The 22,671-nt window shown below is 60.0% G+C and carries 22 protein-coding genes; 18 read left to right on the top strand and 4 right to left on the bottom strand.

Annotated elements, in window-relative coordinates; all coding sequences use genetic code 11:
• Positions 1 to 13: 13 nt before the first annotated feature.
• The 9 genes from bamA to NCG91_RS06610 all read left to right on the top strand — a co-directional run bounded on the left by bamA (position 14) and on the right by NCG91_RS06610 (position 9,177).
• Positions 14 to 2,350: an outer membrane protein assembly factor BamA gene (gene bamA, locus NCG91_RS06650; RefSeq protein WP_099664327.1), complete on the top strand. Its 2,337-nt coding sequence runs from the start codon at positions 14 to 16 to the stop codon at positions 2,348 to 2,350.
• A gap of 51 nt (positions 2,351 to 2,401) precedes the next feature.
• The gene (locus NCG91_RS06645; RefSeq protein WP_077403376.1) at positions 2,402 to 2,920 is read left to right on the top strand and encodes an OmpH/Skp family outer membrane protein; all 519 of its coding nucleotides are present in this window, start codon (positions 2,402 to 2,404) and stop codon (positions 2,918 to 2,920) included.
• A 70-nt stretch (positions 2,921 to 2,990) separates the two neighbouring features.
• On the top strand, positions 2,991 to 4,046 hold the full coding sequence (gene lpxD / locus NCG91_RS06640) for a UDP-3-O-(3-hydroxymyristoyl)glucosamine N-acyltransferase (protein WP_251349120.1): 1,056 nt from the start codon (positions 2,991 to 2,993) through the stop codon (positions 4,044 to 4,046).
• Entirely contained in the window at positions 4,043 to 4,537 is a 495-nt protein-coding gene (fabZ, locus tag NCG91_RS06635; protein WP_071077748.1) for a 3-hydroxyacyl-ACP dehydratase FabZ, read from the top strand. The genes lpxD and fabZ overlap by 4 nt, the downstream gene beginning before the upstream one ends.
• A gap of 1 nt (position 4,538) precedes the next feature.
• Positions 4,539 to 5,330 carry an acyl-ACP--UDP-N-acetylglucosamine O-acyltransferase gene (gene lpxA, locus NCG91_RS06630; RefSeq protein ID WP_251349119.1) on the top strand — a complete coding sequence of 264 codons (792 nt, stop codon included), beginning with the start codon at positions 4,539 to 4,541 and terminating at the stop codon, positions 5,328 to 5,330.
• Positions 5,314 to 6,498, top strand: coding sequence for a lipid-A-disaccharide synthase (gene lpxB, locus NCG91_RS06625; RefSeq protein WP_251349118.1), 1,185 nt, complete (start codon positions 5,314 to 5,316; stop codon positions 6,496 to 6,498). The genes lpxA and lpxB overlap by 17 nt, the downstream gene beginning before the upstream one ends.
• Positions 6,499 to 6,542: 44 nt before the next feature.
• Entirely contained in the window at positions 6,543 to 7,181 is a 639-nt protein-coding gene (gene rnhB, locus NCG91_RS06620) for a ribonuclease HII (protein ID WP_251349117.1), read from the top strand.
• Entirely contained in the window at positions 7,178 to 7,963 is a 786-nt protein-coding gene (locus tag NCG91_RS06615; protein ID WP_251349116.1) for a TrmH family RNA methyltransferase, read from the top strand. The genes rnhB and NCG91_RS06615 overlap by 4 nt, the downstream gene beginning before the upstream one ends.
• 11 nt (positions 7,964 to 7,974) lie before the next feature.
• Entirely contained in the window at positions 7,975 to 9,177 is a 1,203-nt protein-coding gene (locus tag NCG91_RS06610; protein WP_251349115.1) for an aminotransferase class V-fold PLP-dependent enzyme, read from the top strand.
• Positions 9,178 to 9,301: 124 nt separating this feature from the next.
• Here the strand turns inward: NCG91_RS06610 and ppsR are convergent, their stop codons facing one another.
• Positions 9,302 to 10,150 (bottom strand): posphoenolpyruvate synthetase regulatory kinase/phosphorylase PpsR, encoded by an 849-nt coding sequence (ppsR, locus tag NCG91_RS06605; RefSeq protein ID WP_035818186.1) that lies wholly within the window; start codon positions 10,148 to 10,150, stop codon positions 9,302 to 9,304.
• A 152-nt stretch (positions 10,151 to 10,302) separates the two neighbouring features.
• Here ppsR and ppsA point away from each other — a divergent pair, with 152 nt between their 5' ends.
• The 5 genes from ppsA (at position 10,303) to NCG91_RS06580 (ending at position 15,876) form a co-directional block, all read left to right on the top strand.
• Complete coding sequence (gene ppsA, locus NCG91_RS06600) at positions 10,303 to 12,735, top strand: phosphoenolpyruvate synthase (RefSeq protein WP_077409088.1); 2,433 nt, start codon at positions 10,303 to 10,305, stop codon at positions 12,733 to 12,735.
• Between the two features lie 146 nt (positions 12,736 to 12,881).
• A complete protein-coding gene (locus NCG91_RS06595) occupies positions 12,882 to 13,379 on the top strand; it encodes a Dps family protein (RefSeq protein ID WP_034752224.1) in 498 nt (165 codons plus the stop codon).
• 177 nt (positions 13,380 to 13,556) lie between these two features.
• On the top strand, positions 13,557 to 13,973 hold the full coding sequence (locus NCG91_RS06590) for an NfeD family protein (RefSeq protein ID WP_251349114.1): 417 nt from the start codon (positions 13,557 to 13,559) through the stop codon (positions 13,971 to 13,973).
• A 15-nt stretch (positions 13,974 to 13,988) separates the two neighbouring features.
• Positions 13,989 to 14,933 carry an SPFH domain-containing protein gene (locus tag NCG91_RS06585; protein ID WP_099664320.1) on the top strand — a complete coding sequence of 315 codons (945 nt, stop codon included), beginning with the start codon at positions 13,989 to 13,991 and terminating at the stop codon, positions 14,931 to 14,933.
• Positions 14,934 to 15,567: 634 nt separating this feature from the next.
• Positions 15,568 to 15,876 carry an H-NS histone family protein gene (locus NCG91_RS06580; RefSeq protein ID WP_010397665.1) on the top strand — a complete coding sequence of 103 codons (309 nt, stop codon included), beginning with the start codon at positions 15,568 to 15,570 and terminating at the stop codon, positions 15,874 to 15,876.
• A gap of 313 nt (positions 15,877 to 16,189) precedes the next feature.
• On the opposite strand, the gene smpB is transcribed toward NCG91_RS06580, so the two are convergent.
• Positions 16,190 to 16,639 (bottom strand): SsrA-binding protein SmpB, encoded by a 450-nt coding sequence (gene smpB, locus NCG91_RS06575; RefSeq protein ID WP_034752217.1) that lies wholly within the window; start codon positions 16,637 to 16,639, stop codon positions 16,190 to 16,192.
• A gap of 93 nt (positions 16,640 to 16,732) precedes the next feature.
• Between smpB and NCG91_RS06570 the strand changes: the two genes are divergently transcribed.
• From NCG91_RS06570 to guaA, 4 genes are all read left to right on the top strand, one after another.
• A complete protein-coding gene (locus NCG91_RS06570; RefSeq protein WP_251349113.1) occupies positions 16,733 to 17,164 on the top strand; it encodes a type II toxin-antitoxin system RatA family toxin in 432 nt (143 codons plus the stop codon).
• Positions 17,157 to 17,453: an RnfH family protein gene (locus NCG91_RS06565; RefSeq protein ID WP_251349112.1), complete on the top strand. Its 297-nt coding sequence runs from the start codon at positions 17,157 to 17,159 to the stop codon at positions 17,451 to 17,453. Before NCG91_RS06570 ends, NCG91_RS06565 begins: the two co-directional genes overlap by 8 nt.
• Positions 17,454 to 17,596: 143 nt before the next feature.
• Complete coding sequence (gene guaB, locus NCG91_RS06560; RefSeq protein WP_034752206.1) at positions 17,597 to 19,057, top strand: IMP dehydrogenase; 1,461 nt, start codon at positions 17,597 to 17,599, stop codon at positions 19,055 to 19,057.
• A gap of 176 nt (positions 19,058 to 19,233) precedes the next feature.
• Positions 19,234 to 20,844 carry a glutamine-hydrolyzing GMP synthase gene (gene guaA / locus NCG91_RS06555; protein WP_101480991.1) on the top strand — a complete coding sequence of 537 codons (1,611 nt, stop codon included), beginning with the start codon at positions 19,234 to 19,236 and terminating at the stop codon, positions 20,842 to 20,844.
• A gap of 283 nt (positions 20,845 to 21,127) precedes the next feature.
• On the opposite strand, the gene NCG91_RS06550 is transcribed toward guaA, so the two are convergent.
• Both NCG91_RS06550 and NCG91_RS06545 read right to left on the bottom strand, forming a co-directional pair.
• Positions 21,128 to 21,565, bottom strand: coding sequence for a helix-turn-helix domain-containing protein (locus NCG91_RS06550; RefSeq protein WP_251349111.1), 438 nt, complete (start codon positions 21,563 to 21,565; stop codon positions 21,128 to 21,130).
• 324 nt (positions 21,566 to 21,889) lie between these two features.
• On the bottom strand, positions 21,890 to 22,492 hold the full coding sequence (locus NCG91_RS06545; protein ID WP_251349110.1) for a DUF4291 domain-containing protein: 603 nt from the start codon (positions 22,490 to 22,492) through the stop codon (positions 21,890 to 21,892).
• Positions 22,493 to 22,671 lie beyond the last annotated feature (179 nt).

Raw genomic sequence — 22,671 nt, 5'->3', positions numbered from 1 at the left:
TTGAATAACCCCAATGAAATTACATTCTGCTCGTTTTGCCTTGCCTTCCTTTCGTCGCAGCCTGATCGGCGCCGCCGTCATGGCCATCTGTTCCGGCCACGCGCTGGCCGTCCAGCCATTTACTGTCAAGGACATCCGGGTCGAAGGGATCCAGCGTACCGAAGCGGGCACCGTCTTTGCCTACCTGCCGGTGCGGGTCGGCGAAACGTTCTCCGACGAGAAGAGCGTTGCCGCCATCAAGGCCCTGTATGCGACGGGCATGTTCAAGGATGTGCGCCTGGAAGCCGAGGGCGACGTGCTGGTGGTGCTGGTCGAGGAACGTCCGGCCATCGCTTCCGTGGCATTTACGGGTACCAAGGAATTTGAAAAGGATGTGCTGGTCAAGGCATTGAAGGAAATCGGCGTGGGCGAAGCCAAGATTTTCGACAAGGCATCCGTTGACCGCGCGGAACAGGAACTCAAGCGCCAGTACCTGTCGCATGGCCTGTACGGCGTGAAGATCACCACCACCGTCACGCCGATCGAGCGCAACCGCGTCAACGTGGTGTTCGCCGTCGACGAGGGCGACGTGGCCCGCATCAAGCAGATCAACATCGTTGGCAACAAGGCCTTCACCGACAAGGAACTGCGCGAGCAGTTGGCCCTGAACACGGGCGGCTGGTTCAGCTGGTACACCAAGGCCGATCAATATTCGAAAACCAAGCTGACGGGCGACATCGAGTCGCTGAAGTCCTACTACCTGGACCGCGGCTATATCGAGATGCAGGTCGATTCGACGCAAGTGTCGATCACGCCCGATAAAAAAGACATTTACCTGACGATCAATATCACCGAAGGTGAAAAGTACAAGATCGCCGGCACCAAGTTCGAAGGCGAGATGTTTGGCCGCGAAGAAGAGCTGAAAGCCCTGAACCTGATGCGCGAAGGCGAAATCTATTCGGGCGCGCGCCTGACGGCGACGAACAAGCGCATCCAGGACCGCCTGGCCACGTTCGGCTACGCGTTTGCCAACGTCAACGCCAATCCGGAAATCAACCGTGAAAAGCATGAAGTCGGTTTCACCTTCTTCATCGATCCGGGCAAGCGCGTCTACGTGCGCCACATGAATATCGCCGGCAATACCACCACGCGCGATGAAGTCATCCGCCGCGAATTCCGCCAGTTCGAATCGTCCTGGTATGACAGCAACAAGATCAAGCTGTCGCGCGACCGTGTCGACCGTCTGGGCTACTTCAAGGACGTGACCATCGACACGCCGGAAGCGCAGGGCACGACCGACCAGGTCGACGTCAACGTGACGGTGGTGGAAAAACCAACGGGTAACTTCCTGATCGGCGGCGCTTTCTCGCAATCGGAGAAATTCACCCTGTCGGCGTCGATTTCGCAGGCCAACTTTGCCGGTAGCGGCAACACGGTCGGCATTGAACTCAATACCAGCCATTACAGCCGCACGATTGCGTTTTCGCAAACCAATCCGTACTTCACGGACGACGGCATTTCGCGCAGCTTTGAAGTCTACCTGCGGACGACGGAACCGCCAGCGCTGAACATCGGCAGCTACAAGATCAAGCAAACCGGTGGCCGCGTCAGTTTCGGCGTGCCGTTCTCGGAAGTCGACACCGTCTTCTTCGGTATCGGCGGCGAGCGCTCGCGCATCGAGACCGACGTCACCAGCCCGATCCGCTTCAAGCAGTACGTGGTGGACAATGGCGGCCCGTCCGACGGTATCGGTTCGGCCACCACCAATTCCATCCCGCTGACGGCGGCATGGCAGCGCGACAGCCGCGACAGCGCCCTGACGCCATCGATCGGCCGCTACCAGCGCGTCAACCTGGAGGCTGACCTGATCGGCGACCAGAAGTACTTCCGTGCCATCTATGAGCACCAGTACTTCCGTCCGCTGTTCAGCAAGGTCACCCTGGCGCTGAAGGGCGAGATCGATTACGGCCACGGTATCGGCAAGCACGTGTATCCGGTCTTCAAGAACTTCTACGGCGGCGGCATCGGTTCGGTGCGCGGCTATCTGAGTTCCTCGCTGGGCGCGGTTGAACCGAGCACCAACGATGCCCTGGGTGGCGCTTCGCGCTTGATCGGTAACGCGGAACTGCAAATGCCATTCCCCGGTTCGGGCAATGACCGCAGCCTGCGCTGGTTCGGTTTCCTTGACGGCGGCCAGGTCTACCAGGAAGGCGAAAAAATGCGGATTTCGCAATTGCGCTATTCTGCTGGCTTGGGCATCAGCTGGATTTCACCGGTGGGCCCGCTCAAGCTGAGCTATGCCAAGCCGCTGAACGCCAAGCCGACGGACCGCCTGGAGCGCTTCCAGTTCCAGATGGGCACCGGTTTCTAACCGGCCATCTGAAACGGGGCGACAGCTTTTACTTTTTGACCATGGAGTATCATGAACACCGCATCCGCCACCCTGCCCAAGTCCCTTGCCATGATTGCATTGTGCTGGAGTTCGCTGTTGCCGGTGCAGGCGCAGGCTCAGGAGTCGAAGATCGCCTGGATCAGCAGCGAACGTATTTATAACGAATCGAGGCTGGCCAAGCTGGCCAGCGCCAAGCTGGCCGAAGAGTTCCGCTCGCGTGAAAAAGCCGTGCAGGAACTGGCGGCCCGCTTCAAGGTCGCCAACGAAGCCCTGGAAAAGGACATGCCGACCCTGAGCGAGGCGGAGCGCGCCAAGCGCCAGCGCGAGTTTTTCGAGCTGGACAAGGAACTGCAGCGCCGCCAGCGCGAGTTCCGCGAAGACCTGAGCCAGCGCACGAACGAAGAGCGCAGCGCCATCGCGGAAAAAGCCAACACCATCATCCAGCAGATGGCGCATATCGAAGGATATGACATCGTGCTGCAGGAAGCCCTGTGGGCCAGCCCGCGCATCGACATCACCGACAAGGTCTTGAAGGCGCTGGACAAGTAATCGAAACGGTTTCAAGCCTGCCAGTGCATGCTCTGCGTGCACTGGCAGGCGTATTTATAAAGGTAATCAGATGGGCACTCGACTAGGAGAATTGGTCGAACGCTTCGGCGGGCAATTGGCGGGCGATCCGAACCTGGAAGTCACAGGCATCGCACCGCTGGCCGACGCCGGCGCTTCGCACATCAGCTTTCTCAGCAATACCAAATTCCGCGCGCAGGCGGCCCAGAGCGGCGCCGCCGCGCTGATCCTCACGCCGGCCGACGACGCGCTGATCGGCGACGAGTACGCGGGCGCGCGCATCGTCACACCGAATCCCTATGTGTATTTCGCGCGTGCGGCGCAGTATTTCGCCGCCTTGCACGAGATCAAGGCCCCGGTCGGCATCCACCCGGGCGCCTTTGTCGACGCCAGCGCGCAGGTTGACGCCAGCGCCTCCGTCGGCGCGCATGCGGTGATCGAAGCGGGCGCCGTGATCGGTGCCGGCTGCGTCATCGGGCCTGGCTGCGTGGTGGGGCGCGACGCCGTCATCGGCGCGGGCACGCAGCTGCTGGCCAACGTGACCTTCCATGCGCGCTGCGTGATCGGCCAGCGCGGCATCATCCATTCGGGTGCCGTGATCGGCACCGACGGATTCGGCTTCGCCAACGAAGGCGGCGTGTATATCAAGATTCCGCAGACGGGCAGGGTGGTGATCGGTGACGATGTCGATATCGGCGCCAACACCACCATCGACCGCGGTGCACTGGCCGACACCATCATCGAAGATGGCGTCAAGCTCGATAACCAGATCCAGATCGGCCACAACTGCCGCATCGGCGCGCACACGGCCATGGCCGGCTGCGTCGGCGTGGCCGGCAGCGCCATCATCGGCAAGTACTGCACCTTTGGCGGCGCCGCCATGGTGCTGGGCCACCTGACCATTGCCGACCGCGTCCACGTGGGCTCGGGCAGCATGGTCTCGCGTTCGATCGCGGAGCCGGGGCAGTACACGGGTTTTTATCCGCTGGCCAAGAACGCCGACTGGGAAAAGAGCGCCGCCATCGTGCGCAACCTGTCAAGCATGCGCGAGAAGATCCGCGCGCTTGAAAAAACAATTAAAACACTGACCACGCAAGACGAAAAATGACTACTGAAAAAAAGACCCTCGACATCCTGGCCATCAAATCGCTGCTGCCGCACCGCTATCCGCTGCTGCTGGTTGACCGCGTGCTGGACTGGGAAGCGAACAAAACCATCACCGCCATCAAGAACGTGACGGTCAACGAAGAGTTCTTCCAGGGCCATTTCCCGCACAAGCCGGTCATGCCCGGCGTGCTGATGATCGAAGCGCTGGCGCAAACGGCGGCCTTGCTGTCGTTCCTGTCGATGGGCGTGAAACCGGACGAAAATTCGGTGGTGTACTTTGTCGGCATCGACAATGCGCGCTTCAAGCGTCCTGTCGAACCGGGCGACCAGCTGAAGATGGATGTGGAAATCCTGCGCGTCTCGCGCGGCATCTGGAAATACAAGGCAGTCGGTTCCGTCGACGGCAAAGTGGCGTTGGAAGCGGAACTGATGTGCACCATCCGCAGCGCGCAGGATGCGAGCCAGTCTGCGAGCCAGCCAGCGGGGCAGTAAGATGGCGGCCATCCACTCCACGGCAGTCATCGATCCGAAGGCCGAGCTCGACAGCTCGGTCGAGGTGGGCCCGTACACCATCATCGGTCCGCACGTGCGCATCGGCGCCGGCACCAAGGTCGGCCCGCACGTGGTCATCGACGGCCACACGACGATTGGCAGCGACAACCACCTGTTCCAGTTTTCTTCCATCGGCGCGCAGCCGCAGGATAAAAAATGGGCAGGAGAGGCGACGCGCCTGGAAATCGGCGACCACAACACCATCCGCGAATTCTGCACCTTCAACACGGGTACCGTGCAGGGCGGCGGCGTGACGCGCCTGGGCAACGACAACTGGATTTCGGCATACGTGCACCTGGCGCACGATTGCCTGGTGGGCAATAACACGATTTTTTCGAACAACGCCCAGCTGGCGGGCCACGTGGAGATCGGCGACTTTGTCATCATGAGCGGCTTCGCCAATGTGCACCAGTTTTGCAAGATCGGCGCGCACGCCTTTGTCGGCATGAGCACCAGCCTGACGCAGGACGTGCCACCCTTTGTGTTGTTGAACGGCAATCCGGCGCAGGCGCATGGCGTCAATATCGAGGGCTTGAAACGCCGCGGCTTTACGCGCGAGCAGATCAACGGCATCCGCACCGCGTATAAACTCATTTACCGCTCGGGACTGACCCTGGAAGAATCGAAGGCAGCCCTGTTCGAAGAAGAAGCGGCGTCGTCGCCCGAGGTGGCGCAACACATTCGCGCCATGCGCGAATTCCTTGGCGTGGCCTCGCGTGGCATCGTCCGCTGACCAGGCCAGCGGCCTCGGCGTCGCCAACGTCGCCATCGTCGCCGGCGAGGTGTCGGGTGACCTGCTGGCCAGCCGGCTGCTGTCCGGCCTCGTGCCGCAGCTGCCCGGCACGCGCTTCCACGGTATCGGCGGCGAGCACATGGCCAGGCAGGGCTTTATTTCCGACTGGCCGCTCGACAAGCTGACGGTACGGGGCCTGTTCGAAATCATTCCCCGCTACCGCGAAATCAAGGGCATCCAGAACGCGCTGCGCGACCAGTTGCTGGCCGAGCGTCCCGCCGTCTTCATCGGCGCCGACTATCCCGGCTTCAACCTGGGCCTGGAACAGCAGCTCAAGGAAGGCGGCATCCCCACCGTGCACTACATCGGGCCGCAGATCTGGGCCTGGCGCGGCGGGCGCATCAAGAAAATCATCAAGGCCGTCTCGCACATGCTGGTGATCTTCCCGTTCGAGGAAGAGATCTACCGCAAGGCGGGCGTGCCCGTCACCTATGTCGGCCATCCGCTGGCCGAAATGATCCCCTTGCAGCCCGACGAAGCGGCCGCGCGCCGCACCCTGGGCTTGCCGGACGATGCGAACGTCGTGACCCTGATGCCGGGCAGCCGCATGGGCGAGCTCAAATACAATACGGTGGCGTTCGTGGCCGCCTGCAAGCTACTGCTGGCGCGCGACCGCTCCCTGCGTTTCGTCGCGCCCATGGCCGGTGAAAAACAGCGCCAGTACTTTTTGCAGCTGATCCGCGAAGCGGGCCTGCAGGACGTCGAGATACTGCTGACGGATGGCGGCTCGCATACGGCCATCTGCGCCGCCGATGCGGTGCTGGTGGCGTCCGGCACGGCCTCGCTGGAAGTAGCGTTGTACAAGAAACCCATGGTCATCGCCTACAAGATGATGCGCGCCTCGTGGGAAATCATGCGCCACATGGGTTACCAGCCGTGGATCGGTTTGCCCAACATCCTGGCGCGCGACTACCTGGTGCCCGAGCTGCTGCAAAACGCGGCCAGCCCGGAAGCGCTGGCCGAGGCCATGTGGCAGCAGCTGAGCGACGTGCCGGGCCGCCTGCGCCTGGTGCAGCGCTTCACGGACATGCACCACAGCCTGCTGCGCGACAGCGCGCGAGAGAGCGCCAACGCCGTCATGCAAGTCATCGCCGCCAACCGCAAGTAAGCCCCGATCACCGCTTCAACCGCAGTACCAACCAAAGATTCAACGTGAAAAATATCTATCCCGGCCTGTTTGACGACTTGCCATTCTCGCTCGATGAAATCGTCTGCGGCGTCGACGAGGCAGGACGCGGTCCGCTGGCCGGCCCCGTGTTCGCCGCCGCCGTGATCCTCGACCCGAACCAGCCTATCGACGGCTTGCGCGACTCGAAAAAACTCAGCGAAACCAAGCGCGACCTGCTGGCGCCGCAGATCAAGGCCAAGGCCCTGGCCTGGGCCATCGCCGAAGCGTCGGAAGAGGAAATCGACCGCCTGAACATTTTGCAGGCGTCGATGCTGGCCATGCGCCGCGCCGTCGAAGCGTTGGCTACCGTGCCGACCCTGGCCCTGATCGACGGCAACCGCTGCCCCGTGATGCCGATACGCGGCATGGCCATCATTGGTGGCGACGACAAGGTCGATTCGATCTCCGCCGCCTCGATCCTGGCCAAGACGGCACGCGACGCGGCCCTGGTACACCTGCATGCGGCCTATCCCGAATACTGCTTCGACCAGCACAAGGGCTACGGCACCAAGCTGCACCTCGAGCGCCTGCACCTGCACGGCGCCTCGCCCGTGCACCGCCGCTCGTTCGCGCCCGTGCGCAACGTGATCGCCTTGTTTGGCGGACAGGAGGTGGTGGCATGAAGACGATTACCTCGCGCGACAATGCGCAATACAAGGATTTGCTGAAACTGGCGGGCAGTTCGCAGGCGCGCCGCAAGTCGGGCCGCACCCTGCTCGACGGCGTGCACCTGTGCCAGTCCTACCTGCAGCTGCGCGGCATGCCGGAGCAGTGCATCGTCAGCGAAAGCGCCTTGCAGAACCCGGAAGTGGCGGACATCGTCGGCCAGCTGGAAAGCCAGCGCGCGCACGTTCTGGGCTTGCCCGACGCGCTGTATCACGCCGTGAGCCAGGTAGAGCACGGCGTGGGCGTGATGTTCCTCATCGAGACGCCGGAACGGGCCGTCACGCAGCCGCTGAGCGTGTCGGCCGTGCTGCTCGATAACCTGCAAGACCCGGGCAACGTGGGTTCCATCCTGCGCAGCGCGGCGGCCGCCGGTATCACGCAGGTGTATTGCAGCGCCGGCACGGCCTTCTGCTGGTCGCCGAAGGTGCTGCGCGCGGCGATGGGCGCACACTTCGTGCTCGACATCTTTGAAAACGTCGACCTGGCAGCGCTCGTTTCCGGCGCCAAGGTGGCGACGCTCGCCACCAGCGGCTATGCCACGCAGCGATTGTACGACGTCGACCTGCGCCAACCGGTCGCCTGGCTCTTCGGCCATGAAGGGCAGGGCGTCGCCGATGATTTATTGTCGATGGCGACGCACCAGGTGGTCATTCCCCACCTGGGCCAGATCGAATCGCTGAACGTGGCCGCCTGCGCCGCCGTCTGCTTCTTCGAGCAGCTGCGCCAGGGCCAGGCCTGAACAGGGTAGCCATGTCCTTCCCCCTGCTTGCCGACGGTGCCGCACGTGACGAGGCTTGGTGGCGCCAGGTGGCCGCCTTGTATCCTGCGCCGCCGGACGCCATCGTCAATCTCGAACACGGCTATTTCGGCGCCATGGCCGCGCCCGTGCAAGCGGCCTTCGAGCAGGCGGTGCGCTACACCAATGAGCAACTGAGTCCTTTCGTGCGCGGCGAATTCACGCGCACGCATGTGGCTATCCTGCGCCGGCGTGTCGCTGAACTGATCCATGCGGAACCGCACGAAATCCTGCTGACCCGCAGCGGCACCGAGTCCATGCAGGTGCTGATCACGCAATACCACGGCCTGGCGCCCGGCGATACGGTGCTGTGGAGTAATCTCGACTATCCGGCCATGCGCACGGCCATGCGCTGGCTGGCGCAGCGCCGTGGCGTCACCAGCACGCAAGTCACATTGCGCTTGCCCATCAGCGATGACGAGATCGTCGCCAGTTACGCGCAAGCCATGCGCCAGGCCGTCAAGCCCAGATTGCTGCTGCTGTCGCAGGTGACGCCGGCCAACGGCCAGCAACTGCCGGTGCAGGCCATCATGGCGCTGGCGGGCGAACACGGCATCGACGTGCTGCTCGACAGCGCCCATGCGCTGGGGCAGGTCGACGTGGACGTGCAGGCCATGGGCGTCGATTTCGCCGGTTTCAATCTGCACAAATGGCTGGGGGCGCCGGCGGGACTGGGTGTCGTGTATATCCGCGCCTCGCAGCTGCACAAGATCGAGCCGCATTTTGGCGACGAGGATTATCCGCCCGACGATATCCGCGGCCGGCTGCACATGGGCATGCCGCCGATCGGCGCCATCCTGGCCGCGCCTGCCGCATTGGATTTTCATGCGTGCCTGGGCGGTACGCCGGCCAAGATGGAGCGCCTGGCCTGGCTGCGCGATTACTGGGTCAGCCGCGCCGCGCAACTGCCCGGCGTGCGCATCTTGTCGCCGCTAGATGCGAAACGGGGCACGGCGCTGGTGGCCTTTGCCGTCGACGGCATGAGCGCGCGCCAGTTGCAGCAAGCCTTGCTGCAACGCTTTGGCATCTTCACGGTGGAGCGCAATATCGGCGATACCGACATCGTGCGCGCCACGGTGGCTATCACGACGCAGACCAGCGAACTCGATCAACTGGCCGCCGCGCTGACAGTGCTTTCGAGCGAAACGAACGCCTGACAAAACCGTAGCGAGCGGAAGGGAGAGGTGGCCGAGAAGCGCAACCGTACTTGGTACGGGGGCGCCGAGCCGGTGAGCATCGCAAGCCGCCTATACCGACGCGCAGCAGGTTTGGTCAAGCGTTCTAGTACTCGCGGCGGTTCGGCTTGATCTCTTGCAGGATCGTCGTGGAGATCTCTTCGATCGACTTGGTGGTCGACGACAGCCAGCGGATACCCTCGCGTTTCATCATTTTTTCCGCCTCGTTGACCTCGTAACGGCAGTTTTCGATGGCCGCATACTTGCTTCCAGCGCGTCTTTCGTTGCGTATTTCCGACAAACGTTCGGGCGTAATGCTTAATCCGAAAATTTTATTCTTAAATTCCAGCAAGGCCGATGGCAGCTTGTCGCGCTCGAAATCGTCGGGAATCAGCGGATAATTGGCCGCCTTGATGCCGTACTGCATGGCCAGGTACAGGCTGGTCGGGGTCTTGCCAGAGCGCGAAACACCCACCAGAATGACATCGGCCGAGGACAGGTTCTTGTGCGACTGGCCATCGTCGTGCGCCAGCGAATAGTTGATCGCCTCGATGCGGTTCTTGTATTCCTCGCTGTCGACAATGTTGTGCGAGCGCCCGATGGTATGGGTCGACATCACGCCCAGTTCCTGCTCCAGCGGGGCGACAAAGGTCTGGATCAGGTCCATGTGCATGCCGCTGGACTTGCGGATCACGGCCGACAGGTCGTTCTTCACCAGGGTCGAGAAAATGATCGGGCGCTGCCCATCGGTGGCGAAGGCTTCGTTGATCTTGCGCGCCGCCTCGTAGGCCTTGTCCATGGTATCGATGAAGGGCAGGCGGATCTGGCGGAAGCGCAGATCGAACTGCGTCAGCACCGAGTGGCCGAACGTCTCGGCGGTGATGCCGGTGCCGTCGGAAACGAAGAAGACGGTGCGGGCCGCGGAGGGCAGAGGAGGGCGTGGTTCTTGTGTCATGGGTTTTCGGATCAAGATTGTGCGTCGTCAATTTGCGCCGCACAAGGTAAAATGGCTGCAACGGTATGATTGTGCTGCACGACGCCAAGAATAACAAGAAGACTGTCTGTGCGCCGCGCGTAAAGATTTCTATCATCAGTAAGGGTGTCATTATGACCAACGCAGTATCGCAACAGCAGGAAGACAAGGACGCGGTGTATGTTGCCTCGTTCGAGCATTTGCGCATGACGGATGTCGAATCCGTCGGCGGCAAGAACGCCTCCCTGGGCGAAATGATCAGCCAACTGGCGGAAGCCGGCGTGCGCGTGCCCGGTGGCTTTGCCACCACGGCGCAGGCATTCCGCGATTTCCTGTCATATAGCGCCAACGGCGGCTTGCCGCTGGCCGAACGCATCGCCCAGCGCCTCGAAGGGCTGAACATCGATGACGTGCGCTCGCTGGCGCAAGCCGGCGCCGAGATCCGTCAATGGATCGTGGAAACGCCATTCCAGCCACGCCTGGCCGCCGAAATCGATCAGTTCTACGCCAAGCTGGTGGCCGATTCCGACACCGAAATGTCGTTTGCCGTGCGTTCCTCGGCCACGGCGGAAGACTTGCCGGACGCGTCCTTTGCTGGTCAGCAAGAAACCTTCCTGAACGTGGTCGGCATCGACAACGTGCTCGAAGCCATGAAGCAGGTGTTCGCGTCGCTGTACAACGACCGCGCCATCTCGTACCGCGTGCACAAGGGCTTTACGCACGCTGAAGTGGCCCTGTCGGCCGGCGTGCAGCGCATGGTGCGCTCCGACCTGGGCGCGGCCGGCGTGATGTTTACCATCGACACTGAATCGGGCTTCAAGGACGTGGTCTTCGTCACTTCCAGCTACGGCCTGGGCGAAACCGTGGTGCAGGGTGCCGTCAATCCCGACGAATTCTATGTGCACAAGCCGATGCTGGAAAAAGGCAAGTCGCCTGTGATCCGCCGCAATATCGGCTCGAAACTGCTGAAGATGGAATTCACGAATGAAGCGAAAGCCGGCCGTTCCGTGAAAACCGTCGACGTGCCCGTCGAAATGCGCAACCGCTACTCGCTGAACGACAGCGAAGTGGTGGAGCTGGCCAAATACGCCGTCATCATCGAAAACCACTACGGCCGTCCGATGGACATCGAGTGGGGCAAGGATGGCCGCGACGGCAAGCTGTACATCCTGCAGGCGCGTCCTGAAACCGTCAAGTCGCAGCAAAAGGCGACCGACGTGCAAGAGCGCTTCAAGCTGAAAAGCACCGGCACCGTGCTGACCTCCGGCCGCGCCATCGGCCAGAAGATCGGCGCCGGCCCCGTGCGCGTGATCCACGACCCGGCCGACATGGAACGCGTGCAGCCAGGCGACGTGCTCGTTGCCGACATGACGGACCCGAACTGGGAACCGGTCATGAAGCGCGCTTCGGCCATCGTCACCAACCGCGGCGGCCGTACTTGCCACGCGGCAATTATCGCGCGTGAGCTGGGCGTGCCTGCCGTGGTCGGCTGCGGCAACGCCACCGACGTGCTGAAAGACGGCACCTTCGTCACCGTGGTGTGCTCCGAAGGCGACGAAGGCAAGATCTACGATGGCTTGCTGGAAACGGAAGTGTCGGAAGTGTCGCGCGGCGAATTGCCGAAGCTCGACACCAAGATCATGCTCAACGTGGGCAATCCGCAGCTGGCGTTCGACTTCCAGTCCGTGCCGAATGCGGGCGTGGGCCTGGCGCGCCTGGAATTCATCATCAATAACAATATTGGTGTGCACCCGCGCGCGATCCTGGAATACCCGAACATCGATGCCGACCTGAAAAAGGCCGTGGAATCGGTGGCGCGCGGCCATGCTTCGCCAAAAGCGTTCTATATCGACAAGCTGGCCGAAGGCATCGCCACCATCGCCGCCGCGTTCTGGCCGAAAAAAGTCATCGTGCGCCTGTCCGACTTCAAGTCGAACGAGTACAAGAAGCTGATCGGCGGTTCGCGCTACGAGCCGGACGAAGAAAACCCGATGCTGGGCTTCCGCGGCGCGGCGCGCTACCTGTCGGCCGACTTCTCCGAAGCGTTCAACATGGAATGCGAAGCGATGAAGCGCGTGCGCAACGACATGGGCCTGACGAACGTGGAAATCATGGTGCCATTCGTGCGCACCCTGGGCCAGGCCGAGAAAGTCATCGACCTGCTGGCGAAGAATGGCTTGAAGCGCGGCGAGAACGACTTGCGCGTCATCATGATGTGCGAAGTGCCGTCGAACGCCATCCTGGCCGACCAGTTCCTCGACCATTTCGACGGCTTCTCGATCGGTTCGAACGATCTGACCCAGCTGACCCTGGGCCTGGACCGCGATTCCGGCATGGAATTGCTGGCCGCCGACTTCGACGAGCGCGATCCTGCCGTGAAAGCCCTGCTGGCCCTGGCCATCAAGGCTTGCCTGGCACGCGGCAAGTACATCGGCATTTGCGGCCAGGGGCCTTCCGACCATCCGGACTTCGCCGTCTGGCTGATGGAACAGGGCATCGAATCGATGTCGCTGAACCCGGACTCGGTGATCGATACCTGGCAAAAGCTCGCTGCGCTGAAAGCGTAAGCGTCTTGTCCGCCTTCTGAAAACCCGCTGCCGCTCACCCGGCAGCGGGTTTTTTTATGCCTGTCATGCGGCGCACGCCTGTATTCGATGGCATTGCGCCAGATCAGCTAAAATGATTCCACCAATACATTGAAACGGGAGTTCTCATGGCAAGCAAGAAACCGAGCAAAGTGGCAAAGATCGACATCGGCATTTCCGAGGCGGACCGCGCGAAGATTGCGGAAGGCCTGTCCGGCCTGCTGGCCGACAGCTACACCTTGTACCTGATGACCCATAATTTTCACTGGAACGTCAAGGGGCCGATGTTCAACACCCTGCACCTGATGTTCATGACGCAATACACGGAGCAGTGGGCCGCGCTGGACCTGATAGCCGAGCGCATCCGCGCCCTCGGCTATCCTGCGCCCGGCACCTACAAGGAATTCGTCAAGCTGGCCTCGATCAAGGAAATCGACGGTGTGCCGCCGGCGCTGGATATGGTCAGCCACCTGGTATCGGCACAGGAAGCGACCGCGCGCACGGCGCGCCGCCTGTTCCCGCTGCTGGAAAAAGCCAATGACCAGCCGACGGCCGACCTGATCACGCAGCGCCTCGATTTGCATGAAAAGACGGCGTGGATGCTGCGCAGCCTGCTGGAAGAGTAATTGCCGGGCCTGCGGCGCTAATTCGCCCCTGCCTATTGACGCCATCAGGAATTGCGTTAGACTGCTTGTATATAGGTGTTTGGCAAGAATAATATCAGGCAGTAATACGCATTAAACCCCGTCGCTTATATAGGCTGCGGGGTTTTTTATTTTCGGATTCGCAAAGATGGAGGCATCATGGCTGAATGGGTAGGCTGGTTTGTGGCGGCTGGCGCGGTATTGATCCTGGAGCTGTTTACTGGCACGTTTTATTTGCTGATGATCGCCATCGGTATCAGTGCCGGAGGACTGGTGGCGCTGGCGGGCGGCAATGGCGGCTGGCAAGCCCTGACGGTTGCCATTGTCGGCGTGGCGGCCACCCTGTTATTGCGGCGCAGCCGTTTTGGCAAGGCGGCGCGGCGCGATGCGGCGCAGGATCCGAATGTCAATCTCGATATCGGCCAAAGCGTGGCGGTCGCGCATTGGGTCGATGGCGCGGCGCGCGTCATGTACCGCGGCGCCTTGTGGGATGTGGAACTGATTCCCGGCAGCGATACGCAAGCCGGCCATTACACCATACGCGCCGTGCGTGGCAGCCGTTTGATTGTTGGATAACCTGGAGAGTAGATTATGGAAGTAAGCATCGGAAGCATGTCGTTGATCTTGTTATTGCTGGCATTGGTATTTGTCTTCAAGACGGTCAATGTGGTACCGCAGCAGCATGCCTGGGTGGTGGAGCGCCTGGGCAAGTTCCATGCGGTATTGGGCCCTGGCTTGAATATCGTCGTGCCTTTTGTCGACCGTATCGCCTACAAGCACGTGCTCAAGGAAATTCCGCTCGACGTGCCGCCGCAGGTATGTATTACGCGCGACAATACGCAATTGCAGGTCGATGGCATTCTGTATTTCCAGATTACCGACGCCATGCGTGCTTCGTATGGCTCGTCGAATTATATCGCCGCCATTACGCAACTGGCGCAAACGACCTTGCGTTCGGTGATCGGTAAAATGGAACTCGACAAGACATTTGAAGAACGCGACCATATCAATACGGCCATCGTGAATGCCATCGATGAATCGGCGGCGAATTGGGGCGTCAAGGTATTGCGCTATGAAATCAAGGATTTGACGCCGCCCAAGGAAATCCTGCATGCGATGCAGGCGCAGATTACGGCTGAACGCGAAAAGCGCGCGCTGATTGCCGCCTCGGAAGGGCGCAAGCAGGAGCAGATCAATATCGCCAGCGGCGAGCGCGAAGCGGCGATTGCCCGCTCGGAAGGCGAAAAGCAGGCGTCGATCAACCGTGCCGAAGGCCAGGCCACGGCCATCGTCGCGCTGGCGCAAGCCAGTGCCGAGGCGCTGCGCCAGGTGGGCGCCGCCATCCGCGAGCCGGGCGGCGAAGATGCCGTCAACCTGAAAGTGGCCGAGCAGTATGTGGGCGCGTTCGCGCAATTGGCGAAAACAAATAACTCGATTATCGTGCCGGCCAATCTGGGCGATATGAGCGGTTTGATCGCCACGGCGATGCAGGTGGTGAAAACGCAAAAGCCGAAAAGCGGCGTGGCGATTCCCTGATTGCCTGGTGAATAGCAAACTCGTAGCAAGTTAGTCGTCAAAACTGCCCGCCATATCGCGGGCAGTTTTCATTTGCGCTGCTGGAATATATGCTGGCAACAAGGCTCGAGTATCTGCGTTCTAAATGGCAATGTTGAAAATATTTTCTTTATGCTATGCTATGCGCACTTTCGGGATTATATGCTGCCGTGCGACGCTTATCTTTTTGATTGAAGTAGAATCTGCTGCTCATGCATTGCGATGATTCAACCGATATCCGCGGCGGATACTTGGGTAGTGTTTGGGAGCCGATGCATCATTGGCGATAGTATTGCTCCCATGTATATTTTGAATTGCAATTTATGATTACTATAAATTGCAATGAGGTAGAAAGTGCTGCAAAATAAATACTGTCGATGGTGCTGCATTGAATCGCGATCGCACAAGGAAGGGAAGTCGGCGCAGACAGTCGGTCCGGCGCGATGTCCGCTCCCTGGATTGAAGACTTACATCATCTGAAGGTCGGGGAAGTCGGGTTTTTGGTAAGAGAATTGTAAAAAACAATCAAATCTCAAGAAAAATCACCTCAGTCGCGTTACAATTGGATAGAATTTAACTGTTCAGTTATATTTTTCAACTCACACAAGGAAATATCATGGATCTGTCCAGCTTATCCCTGTCCGAACTGCGCACCTTGCAGGACGACATCAAGAAGCAAATGAAGAAACGCGAACAGGACGATCTGTCCAAAGCGCGTGAACAAATCCTGGCAATCGCCCAGAGCGTTGGCGTTTCCGTAAAAGATCTGGTTGGTACCGGTATCCGCGCTAAAACCGGCACGGTCGCAGTACGCTATCGCAATCCGGATGATGCGACGCAGCAATGGACTGGCCGTGGCCGTCAACCGAAATGGGTCAAAGAGTGGACCGATTCGGGCAAGTCGCGCGATCTGCTGAAGGTTTGATCCTGAAGGTTTAACAAACCGTTCATTCGGATGCTTGTCCTGTGGAGTAGTACAGGTGTAGTACAAGGCAGCATGCAAGCATCCGGAACTTTCCTGATTAATCGTCTTTGGCCAGGCAGGCAAAGCTGATTCATTCGCTTATCTCCATGGTATTTTCGATAATATCTGTCTTATTCCCGCAGTATTTCTTCCTTTTCCTGTTTTCATCCCATTGCGCTGTGCATTTCCGTTTGCCGCAGGTACCGGCAAAATAAAACCCGGCATATAGCCGGGCTTGGTGGTATTGGCGCAGATCGCTGCGCGTGGTGCCGGATCAGCGGCGGTGCGACTTCATTGCCGCCTGCACTTCGCGCGCGCCGTCGCGGTCGCGTTCCGCTGCCCGCTTGTCGTGCTGTTTCTTGCCTTTTGCCAGGCCGATTTCGCATTTGACGCGGCCGCCCTTGTAGTGCAGGTTGAGCGGCACCAGCGTATAGCCGGAGCGTTCCACCTTGCCGATCAGTTTATCCATTTCCGTGCGGTGCAGCAGCAGCTTGCGCGTGCGTACGGCTTCCGGGTGGATGTGGGTAGAGGCGGTCGGCAGGGCGCTGATATGCGCGCCGAACAGGAAGAGTTCATCGCCGCGGACGACAACGTAGGCTTCCTTGATTTGTACGCGGGCGTCGCGGATGGCTTTGACTTCCCAGCCTTCCAGCACGATGCCGGCTTCGTAGCGATCCTCGATAAAGTAGTCGTGGAAGGCTTTTCTGTTGTCTGCTATGGTCATGAGATGGTAAATGTGCGCGGGTCGGTTAAACTACTGTCTCGCGCAAGCGCGATAAAATCAAATGTATCCAACATCATAGCAAATGGTTCTTCAATGGCAGTAGTACATAAATCAGTTTTTCTCGGCTATAGCGCCGAACAAATGTTCGCGCTGGTGGCGGCGGTGGAGGATTATCCCAAATTCCTGCCCTGGTGCGGTGCGGTCGAGATTCGCGAGCGGGGCGAGAACACGGTCGTCGCCAGCGTGGGCATACATTACCACGGCGTGCGCCAAAGCTTCACCACGTCCAACGAGAACGTGCCGCCGAGCTCCATCAAGATGAAGCTGGTGGACGGTCCTTTCAAGACCCTCGACGGCGTGTGGACCTTCAAGGCCCTGCGTGACGATGCGTGCAAGATCGAACTGGACCTGCACTACGAGTTTTCCAGCCGCGTGCTCGAGCAGATCATCGGCCCCGTCTTCGGCATGATCGCCAACAGCATGGTCGATTCCTTCTGCAAGCGCGCGGAGACGGTGTATGGCTGAAGTGAGCATCCAGGTGCAAGTCTGCCATGCTTTGCCGGATAGCAGCTTCCTGCGCACCTTGACGGTGGCTGCAGGCGCCACCATCGGGCAGGCGGTGGAGCAGAGCGGCTTGCTGCAGGAAGTCCCCGGCATCGACCTGGCCGTGAATATGGTCGGCATCTATGGCAAGAAGAAGCCATTGGACACCGTCTTGCGCGAGCATGACCGGATCGAGGTGTACCGTCCGCTGCAGGCGGACCCGAAAGAAGCGCGCCGCCGGCGTGCCAGCGGCAAGCCCGCCAAGACCTGACGGGTCTGGAAGGGGGCAGGGCTGCGGCTGGCGGCTGGCCCTGGCGGGACATTTTTTTGCTATTTCCAAATATCTTTTCTATGCTGCAAGGACGGAGGGCGCTTTTTTCTGTATAATCTGCTTTTGCGCCAATAGGAAATGCTATGCGTCTACTTCAAAAAGCACTCACATTCGATGACGTGCTGCTCGTCCCAGCCTACTCCAACGTTCTGCCCGCCGATACGTCCCTCAAAACTCGCCTGACCCGCAATATCACCCTGAATATTCCCTTGCTGTCCGCAGCCATGGATACGGTGACGGAAGCCCGCCTCGCGATCGCGATGGCCCAGGAAGGCGGCATCGGCATCATTCACAAGAATTTGAATCCGAAAGACCAGGCACGTGAAGTGGCCCGCGTGAAGCGTTTCGAAGCCGGCGTGCTGCGCGACCCGATCACGATTCCGCCGGAAATGAAAATCCGCGACGTGATCGCCCTGACGGAACAATACGGCATCAGCGGTTTCCCTGTTGTCAAAGGCAAGGAAGTCGTCGGCATCATCACCAACCGCGATTTGCGCTTTGAGCAGGAACTCGACGCGGAAGCTTCCGCCAAGATGACCCCGCGCGAAAAACTCGTGGTCGTCAAGGAAGACGCCGATACGGCCGAAGCCAAGCGCCTGATGAACAAGCACCGCCTGGAGCGCGTGCTGGTCGTCAACGACGCGTTCGAGCTGCGCGGTCTGATCACCGTCAAGGATATCCAGAAGTCGACTTCCCACCCGTTCGCGTCGAAAGACAGCCAGGGCAAGCTGCTGGTCGGCGCTGCCGTCGGCGTGGGCGCCAAGGATGAAGAGCGCATCGACCTGCTGGTCGCTGCCGGCGTCGACGTGCTGGTGGTCGATACGGCCCACGGCCACTCGCAAGGCATCCTCGACCGCGTACGCTGGATCAAGACCAAGTACCCGCAAGTCGAAGTGATTGGCGGCAATATCGCTACCGCCGCCGCCGCCAAGGCGCTGGTCGAATACGGCGCCGATGCGGTCAAGGTCGGCATCGGTCCTGGCTCGATTTGCACCACGCGTATCGTCGCCGGTGTGGGCGTGCCGCAAATCACGGCCATCTCGAACGTGGCCGAAGCGCTGGAAGGCACGGGCGTGCCATGTATCGCCGACGGCGGTATCCGTTTCTCGGGCGATATCTCGAAAGCGCTGGCCGCTGGCGCTTCGACCGTCATGATGGGGTCCATGTTTGCCGGTACGGAAGAAGCACCGGGCGAAGTGATCCTGTACCAGGGCCGCAGCTACAAATCGTACCGCGGCATGGGTTCGCTGGGCGCCATGTCCGATGGTTCGGCTGACCGTTATTTCCAGGACGCCACCATGAAGGCCGACAAGTTCGTGCCTGAAGGTATCGAAGGCCGCGTGGCCTACAAGGGCAGCGTGCTGGCGATCATCTTCCAGCTGGTGGGCGGCGTGCGTCAATCGATGGGTTACTGCGGTTGCGCCACCATCGACGAACTGCGCGAAAAAGCGGAATTCGTGGAAATCACCTCGGCCGGCATGCGCGAGTCGCATGTCCATGATGTGCAGATCACGAAAGAAGCGCCTAACTACCGCTCCGAGTAAGCGTACTGGAGAAACTGTCCATGGCTGCGTTCCAGTGCCTCGCCGTACTGTTCGTACTGTCTTCGGCACTGCGCCTTGCCCTGAACAGTTTTCCAGCTACGCTATTGTGGTAGCGAAAGTCCAGACCGGCGCCCAGTGCGCCGGTTTTGCAATTGACCCTGAATAAAGCTCCGACCATGCACTCTAAAATCCTCATTCTCGATTTCGGTTCCCAAGTCACCCAGTTGATCGCCCGCCGCGTGCGCGATTCCGGCGTGTTTTCCGAAGTCTTCCCGTATGACGTCAGCGATGAATTCGTGCGCAACTATGGCGCCGCCGGCGTGATCCTGTCGGGCAGCCACAATTCCACGCTGGACGGCGATTCGCCGCGCGCGCCGCAAGCCGTGTTCGAGCTGGGCGTGCCCGTGCTGGGCATCTGCTACGGCATGCAAACCATGGCAGCCCAGCTGGGCGGCAAGGTGGAGAACGGCCTGGTGCGCGAATTCGGCTACGCCGAAGTGCGCGCCCGCAGCCATACCAAGTTGCTCAACGGCATTGCCGACTTCGTCACCGACGAAGGCCACGGCATGCTGAAAGTGTGGATGAGCCACGGCGACAAGGTGCTGGAAATGCCGCCAGGTTTCAAGCTGATGGGCAACACTCCGAGCTGCCCGATCGCCGCCATGGCCGACGAAGAGCGCCAGTTCTACGGCGTGCAATTCCACCCGGAAGTGACGCACACGGTGCAGGGCAAGGCCATGATCGGCCGCTTCGTGCATGAAATCTGCGGCTGCAAGTCGGACTGGAACATGCCCGATTACATCAGCGAAGCGGTGGAAAAGATCCGCGCCCAAGTCGGTACGGATGACGTCATCCTGGGCCTGTCCGGCGGCGTCGATTCGTCCGTCGCGGCTGCCCTGATCCACCGCGCCATCGGCGACCAGCTGACCTGCGTCTTCGTCGACCACGGCCTGCTGCGCCTGGACGAAGGCAAGATGGTGATGGACATGTTCGCCAAGAACCTGGGCGTGAAAGTCATCCGCGTCGATGCGGAAGACCAGTTCATGGGCCATTTGGCCGGCGTCACCGACCCCGAGCAAAAGCGCAAGATCATCGGCCGCGAATTCGTCGAAGTCTTCCAGGTCGAATCGGGCAAGCTGGTCAACGCCAAATGGCTGGCGCAAGGCACGATCTACCCGGACGTCATCGAATCGGCAGGTAAGGGCAAGAAAGGCCAGACCATCAAGAGCCACCACAACGTGGGCGGCTTGCCGGACACCATGAAGCTCAAATTGCTCGAACCCTTGCGCGAACTGTTTAAGGATGAAGTGCGCAAACTGGGCGTCGCGCTCGGCTTGCCGCATGACATGGTCTACCGCCACCCATTCCCGGGCCCGGGCCTGGGCGTGCGCATCCTCGGCGAAGTCAAGAAAGACTATGCCGATCTGCTGCGCCGCGCCGATGCCATCTTCATCGAAGAGCTGCGCAACACGCCGTACGAGTTCGTCGCCGGCCAGGCCGTCGACCCGGATGCGCTGCCAGCGAACTGGTACGAAGCGACCAGCCAGGCGTTCGCCGTCTTCCTGCCAGTCAAATCGGTGGGCGTGATGGGCGATGGCCGTACCTACGAATACGTGGTGGCCCTGCGCGCCGTGCAAACGCAGGACTTCATGACGGCCCACTGGGCGCATCTGCCGCACAGCTTGCTGGGCAAGGTCTCCAACCGCATCATCAATGAAGTGCGCGGCATCAACCGCGTCGTCTACGATATTTCGGGCAAGCCGCCGGCGACCATCGAATGGGAGTGATGAGCTCGCTTTAACTGTTTGATTTTAAAGTGAAAAATTGATGGCCGTTGATAATTCAAAAAGAATTATCAACGGCCATTTTTTTGATGTGCGTGCGGTTGATCCGTCGCGCCAAGGAAATGCGTGCATTGACGTCTCCACTGCGATCCCAGGTCAATGAATCCAGCCAGTCATCAGGCAGTTTTTTACCTACACAGGTCAGCGCATGGATCACGCTGCGCGTACTTCCCCGTGAGCCGCACCACTCCATCTGCCGCGACTTCTCGGCAAGGTAGTGATCCGGTTATTTCTCGCTCTTGCTTGCGGACTCGGCGCAATCCAAGGCTTTTTTGGGGATGGCTTCGAGGCCTTGATGCGCGAGGTCCAGCAGCGCTATTTCTACGGTGCAGCCATTTTGCATGGACAGGCGCTTCACGGCGGAGGCAAGCATGGGGGGAAGTTCCAGAAAATGCAGGATCAGCGCCCCTCCGGCCGCTACTGGCGGGTCGATTTGCGTCCCTCTGGCGATGGGCAACGTCCCATGCATTAACCAGGCGGTGCTGACGTCGAGGGCAGCGGCAATCTTCTCTGCCGCGTCCATAAGCAGTTTGGCTTTGCCTGATTCATAGCGATACAGTTGCGTGGGATTGATGCCCGCCTGTTCGGCAAGCAGCACTTGTGAGATACGAAGATTCTCGCGGCAGCTTTTGAGGCGCTCAGAAACATGGGTGTTGCCAGACATACATATTGCCTTTCAATATACGAAGTTCGTGAATGACCGGCTGTGGTGCAGCTGTCTCCACGGTGATGACAGGAGCAAGAGCGTTCTGCCAGCCACAGCTTGGTCAACAGCAATGATTTTACCGCCCGGGAGCGGCATGGCGGCATCCCTTGTTTCGTATTTCTTCCGGTGGGCATGGTCAATGTTGAGATCGTGTACGGATGCCGGATCTGACCCCGCTCCGCGCAGGGGAGGGAGCTGGACGCAGTTGAGCTTGCTAAGAGGTGGCCTGCGTTGCATGAGCTACCTTGCTTGACCTCGCTCTCAGGTCCTGGATGTCAGGGCTCAGGATGGATGAAATACTGACGAATACGGTTTTTCTTGCGGGAGCATGTGCTTTGCTTCCTCAAATTTCTCTTGGGCGAGCAACGCATGGATTGCATGGGCCAGCGGCGTCACATCCGCCACCCTGGTTATCCATTGATGTACGTAAAGTTCTACCGCCTTTTTGCTCAGGCCGATCTGAATGGCTCTGTGAGCTTGCGGCCGCAACAGCAGATCCCGTTCTGGATCCCATTGGATGCGCACGGGCGATGCCTCTTTTTTCGCCGACCATTCGTCCTTGCTCATAGACGTATCCGGGTGGCTCAGGCAGCCGTGCTCCAGTGCCCATTCAAATCCCGCTCGACTGATATCGATCGCCAGTATGCGTTGCTGACCAGCATCTTTGAATCCCCAGCCGGCGCGATACATCATCCATAAGAAAGACGGTTTAATCCACGTCATGCGTTCCATTTTGAATGGGGGCGAAGTAAATGTGCCGTTCGTTAATGCGTCATCTGCGATCACATCCGAATAGGCCTGATAGACACGGATGGTCGATTCGTCGTAGGTGGCCCTGATCTGACGTTCAGGGATGGCTGATGTTGGGTGCTGATCATCTTGCATTGTTACCTTGGTTGAAGCCAGGGAGAATCCCGGCAAGTTTTAACGTGACGCTGACAGTGCCGCCCGACTCCTGCGCGTGGCCTAAGCAATCCTTGCTGCCAGCCATACGTCGCCGGTTGATAGCCCATGCCGATGGGCCCATCAGGATGGTGGCAAGGTGGATGGCCCGACTGGCGAAA

The sequence above is a fragment of the Janthinobacterium kumbetense genome (assembly GCF_023703445.1).
GTDB lineage: Bacteria > Pseudomonadota > Gammaproteobacteria > Burkholderiales > Burkholderiaceae_D > Janthinobacterium > Janthinobacterium kumbetense.
The sequence above is the reverse complement of the archived record's forward strand: the minus strand, read 5'-3'. Positions and strand labels throughout refer to the sequence as shown.

Bases quoted from the DNA above. Each gene is read 5' to 3' on its own strand.
- lpxD (WP_251349120.1), top strand. From the start codon at position 2,991: ATGGGCACTCGACTAGGAGAATTGGTCGAACGCTTCGGCGGGCAATTG.
- NCG91_RS06610 (WP_251349115.1), top strand. From the start codon at position 7,975: ATGTCCTTCCCCCTGCTTGCCGACGGTGCCGCACGTGACGAGGCTTGG.
- NCG91_RS06550 (WP_251349111.1), bottom strand. From the start codon at position 21,565: ATGTCTGGCAACACCCATGTTTCTGAGCGCCTCAAAAGCTGCCGCGAG.
- NCG91_RS06590 (WP_251349114.1), top strand. From the start codon at position 13,557: ATGGCTGAATGGGTAGGCTGGTTTGTGGCGGCTGGCGCGGTATTGATC.
- NCG91_RS06595 (WP_034752224.1), top strand. From the start codon at position 12,882: ATGGCAAGCAAGAAACCGAGCAAAGTGGCAAAGATCGACATCGGCATT.
- bamA (WP_099664327.1), top strand. From the start codon at position 14: ATGAAATTACATTCTGCTCGTTTTGCCTTGCCTTCCTTTCGTCGCAGC.
- NCG91_RS06645 (WP_077403376.1), top strand. From the start codon at position 2,402: ATGAACACCGCATCCGCCACCCTGCCCAAGTCCCTTGCCATGATTGCA.
- NCG91_RS06570 (WP_251349113.1), top strand. From the start codon at position 16,733: ATGGCAGTAGTACATAAATCAGTTTTTCTCGGCTATAGCGCCGAACAA.
- fabZ (WP_071077748.1), top strand. From the start codon at position 4,043: ATGACTACTGAAAAAAAGACCCTCGACATCCTGGCCATCAAATCGCTG.
- ppsR (WP_035818186.1), bottom strand. From the start codon at position 10,150: ATGACACAAGAACCACGCCCTCCTCTGCCCTCCGCGGCCCGCACCGTC.
- NCG91_RS06580 (WP_010397665.1), top strand. From the start codon at position 15,568: ATGGATCTGTCCAGCTTATCCCTGTCCGAACTGCGCACCTTGCAGGAC.
- NCG91_RS06615 (WP_251349116.1), top strand. From the start codon at position 7,178: ATGAAGACGATTACCTCGCGCGACAATGCGCAATACAAGGATTTGCTG.
- lpxA (WP_251349119.1), top strand. From the start codon at position 4,539: ATGGCGGCCATCCACTCCACGGCAGTCATCGATCCGAAGGCCGAGCTC.
- NCG91_RS06585 (WP_099664320.1), top strand. From the start codon at position 13,989: ATGGAAGTAAGCATCGGAAGCATGTCGTTGATCTTGTTATTGCTGGCA.
- NCG91_RS06545 (WP_251349110.1), bottom strand. From the start codon at position 22,492: ATGCAAGATGATCAGCACCCAACATCAGCCATCCCTGAACGTCAGATC.
- NCG91_RS06565 (WP_251349112.1), top strand. From the start codon at position 17,157: ATGGCTGAAGTGAGCATCCAGGTGCAAGTCTGCCATGCTTTGCCGGAT.
- guaB (WP_034752206.1), top strand. From the start codon at position 17,597: ATGCGTCTACTTCAAAAAGCACTCACATTCGATGACGTGCTGCTCGTC.
- guaA (WP_101480991.1), top strand. From the start codon at position 19,234: ATGCACTCTAAAATCCTCATTCTCGATTTCGGTTCCCAAGTCACCCAG.
- smpB (WP_034752217.1), bottom strand. From the start codon at position 16,639: ATGACCATAGCAGACAACAGAAAAGCCTTCCACGACTACTTTATCGAG.
- ppsA (WP_077409088.1), top strand. From the start codon at position 10,303: ATGACCAACGCAGTATCGCAACAGCAGGAAGACAAGGACGCGGTGTAT.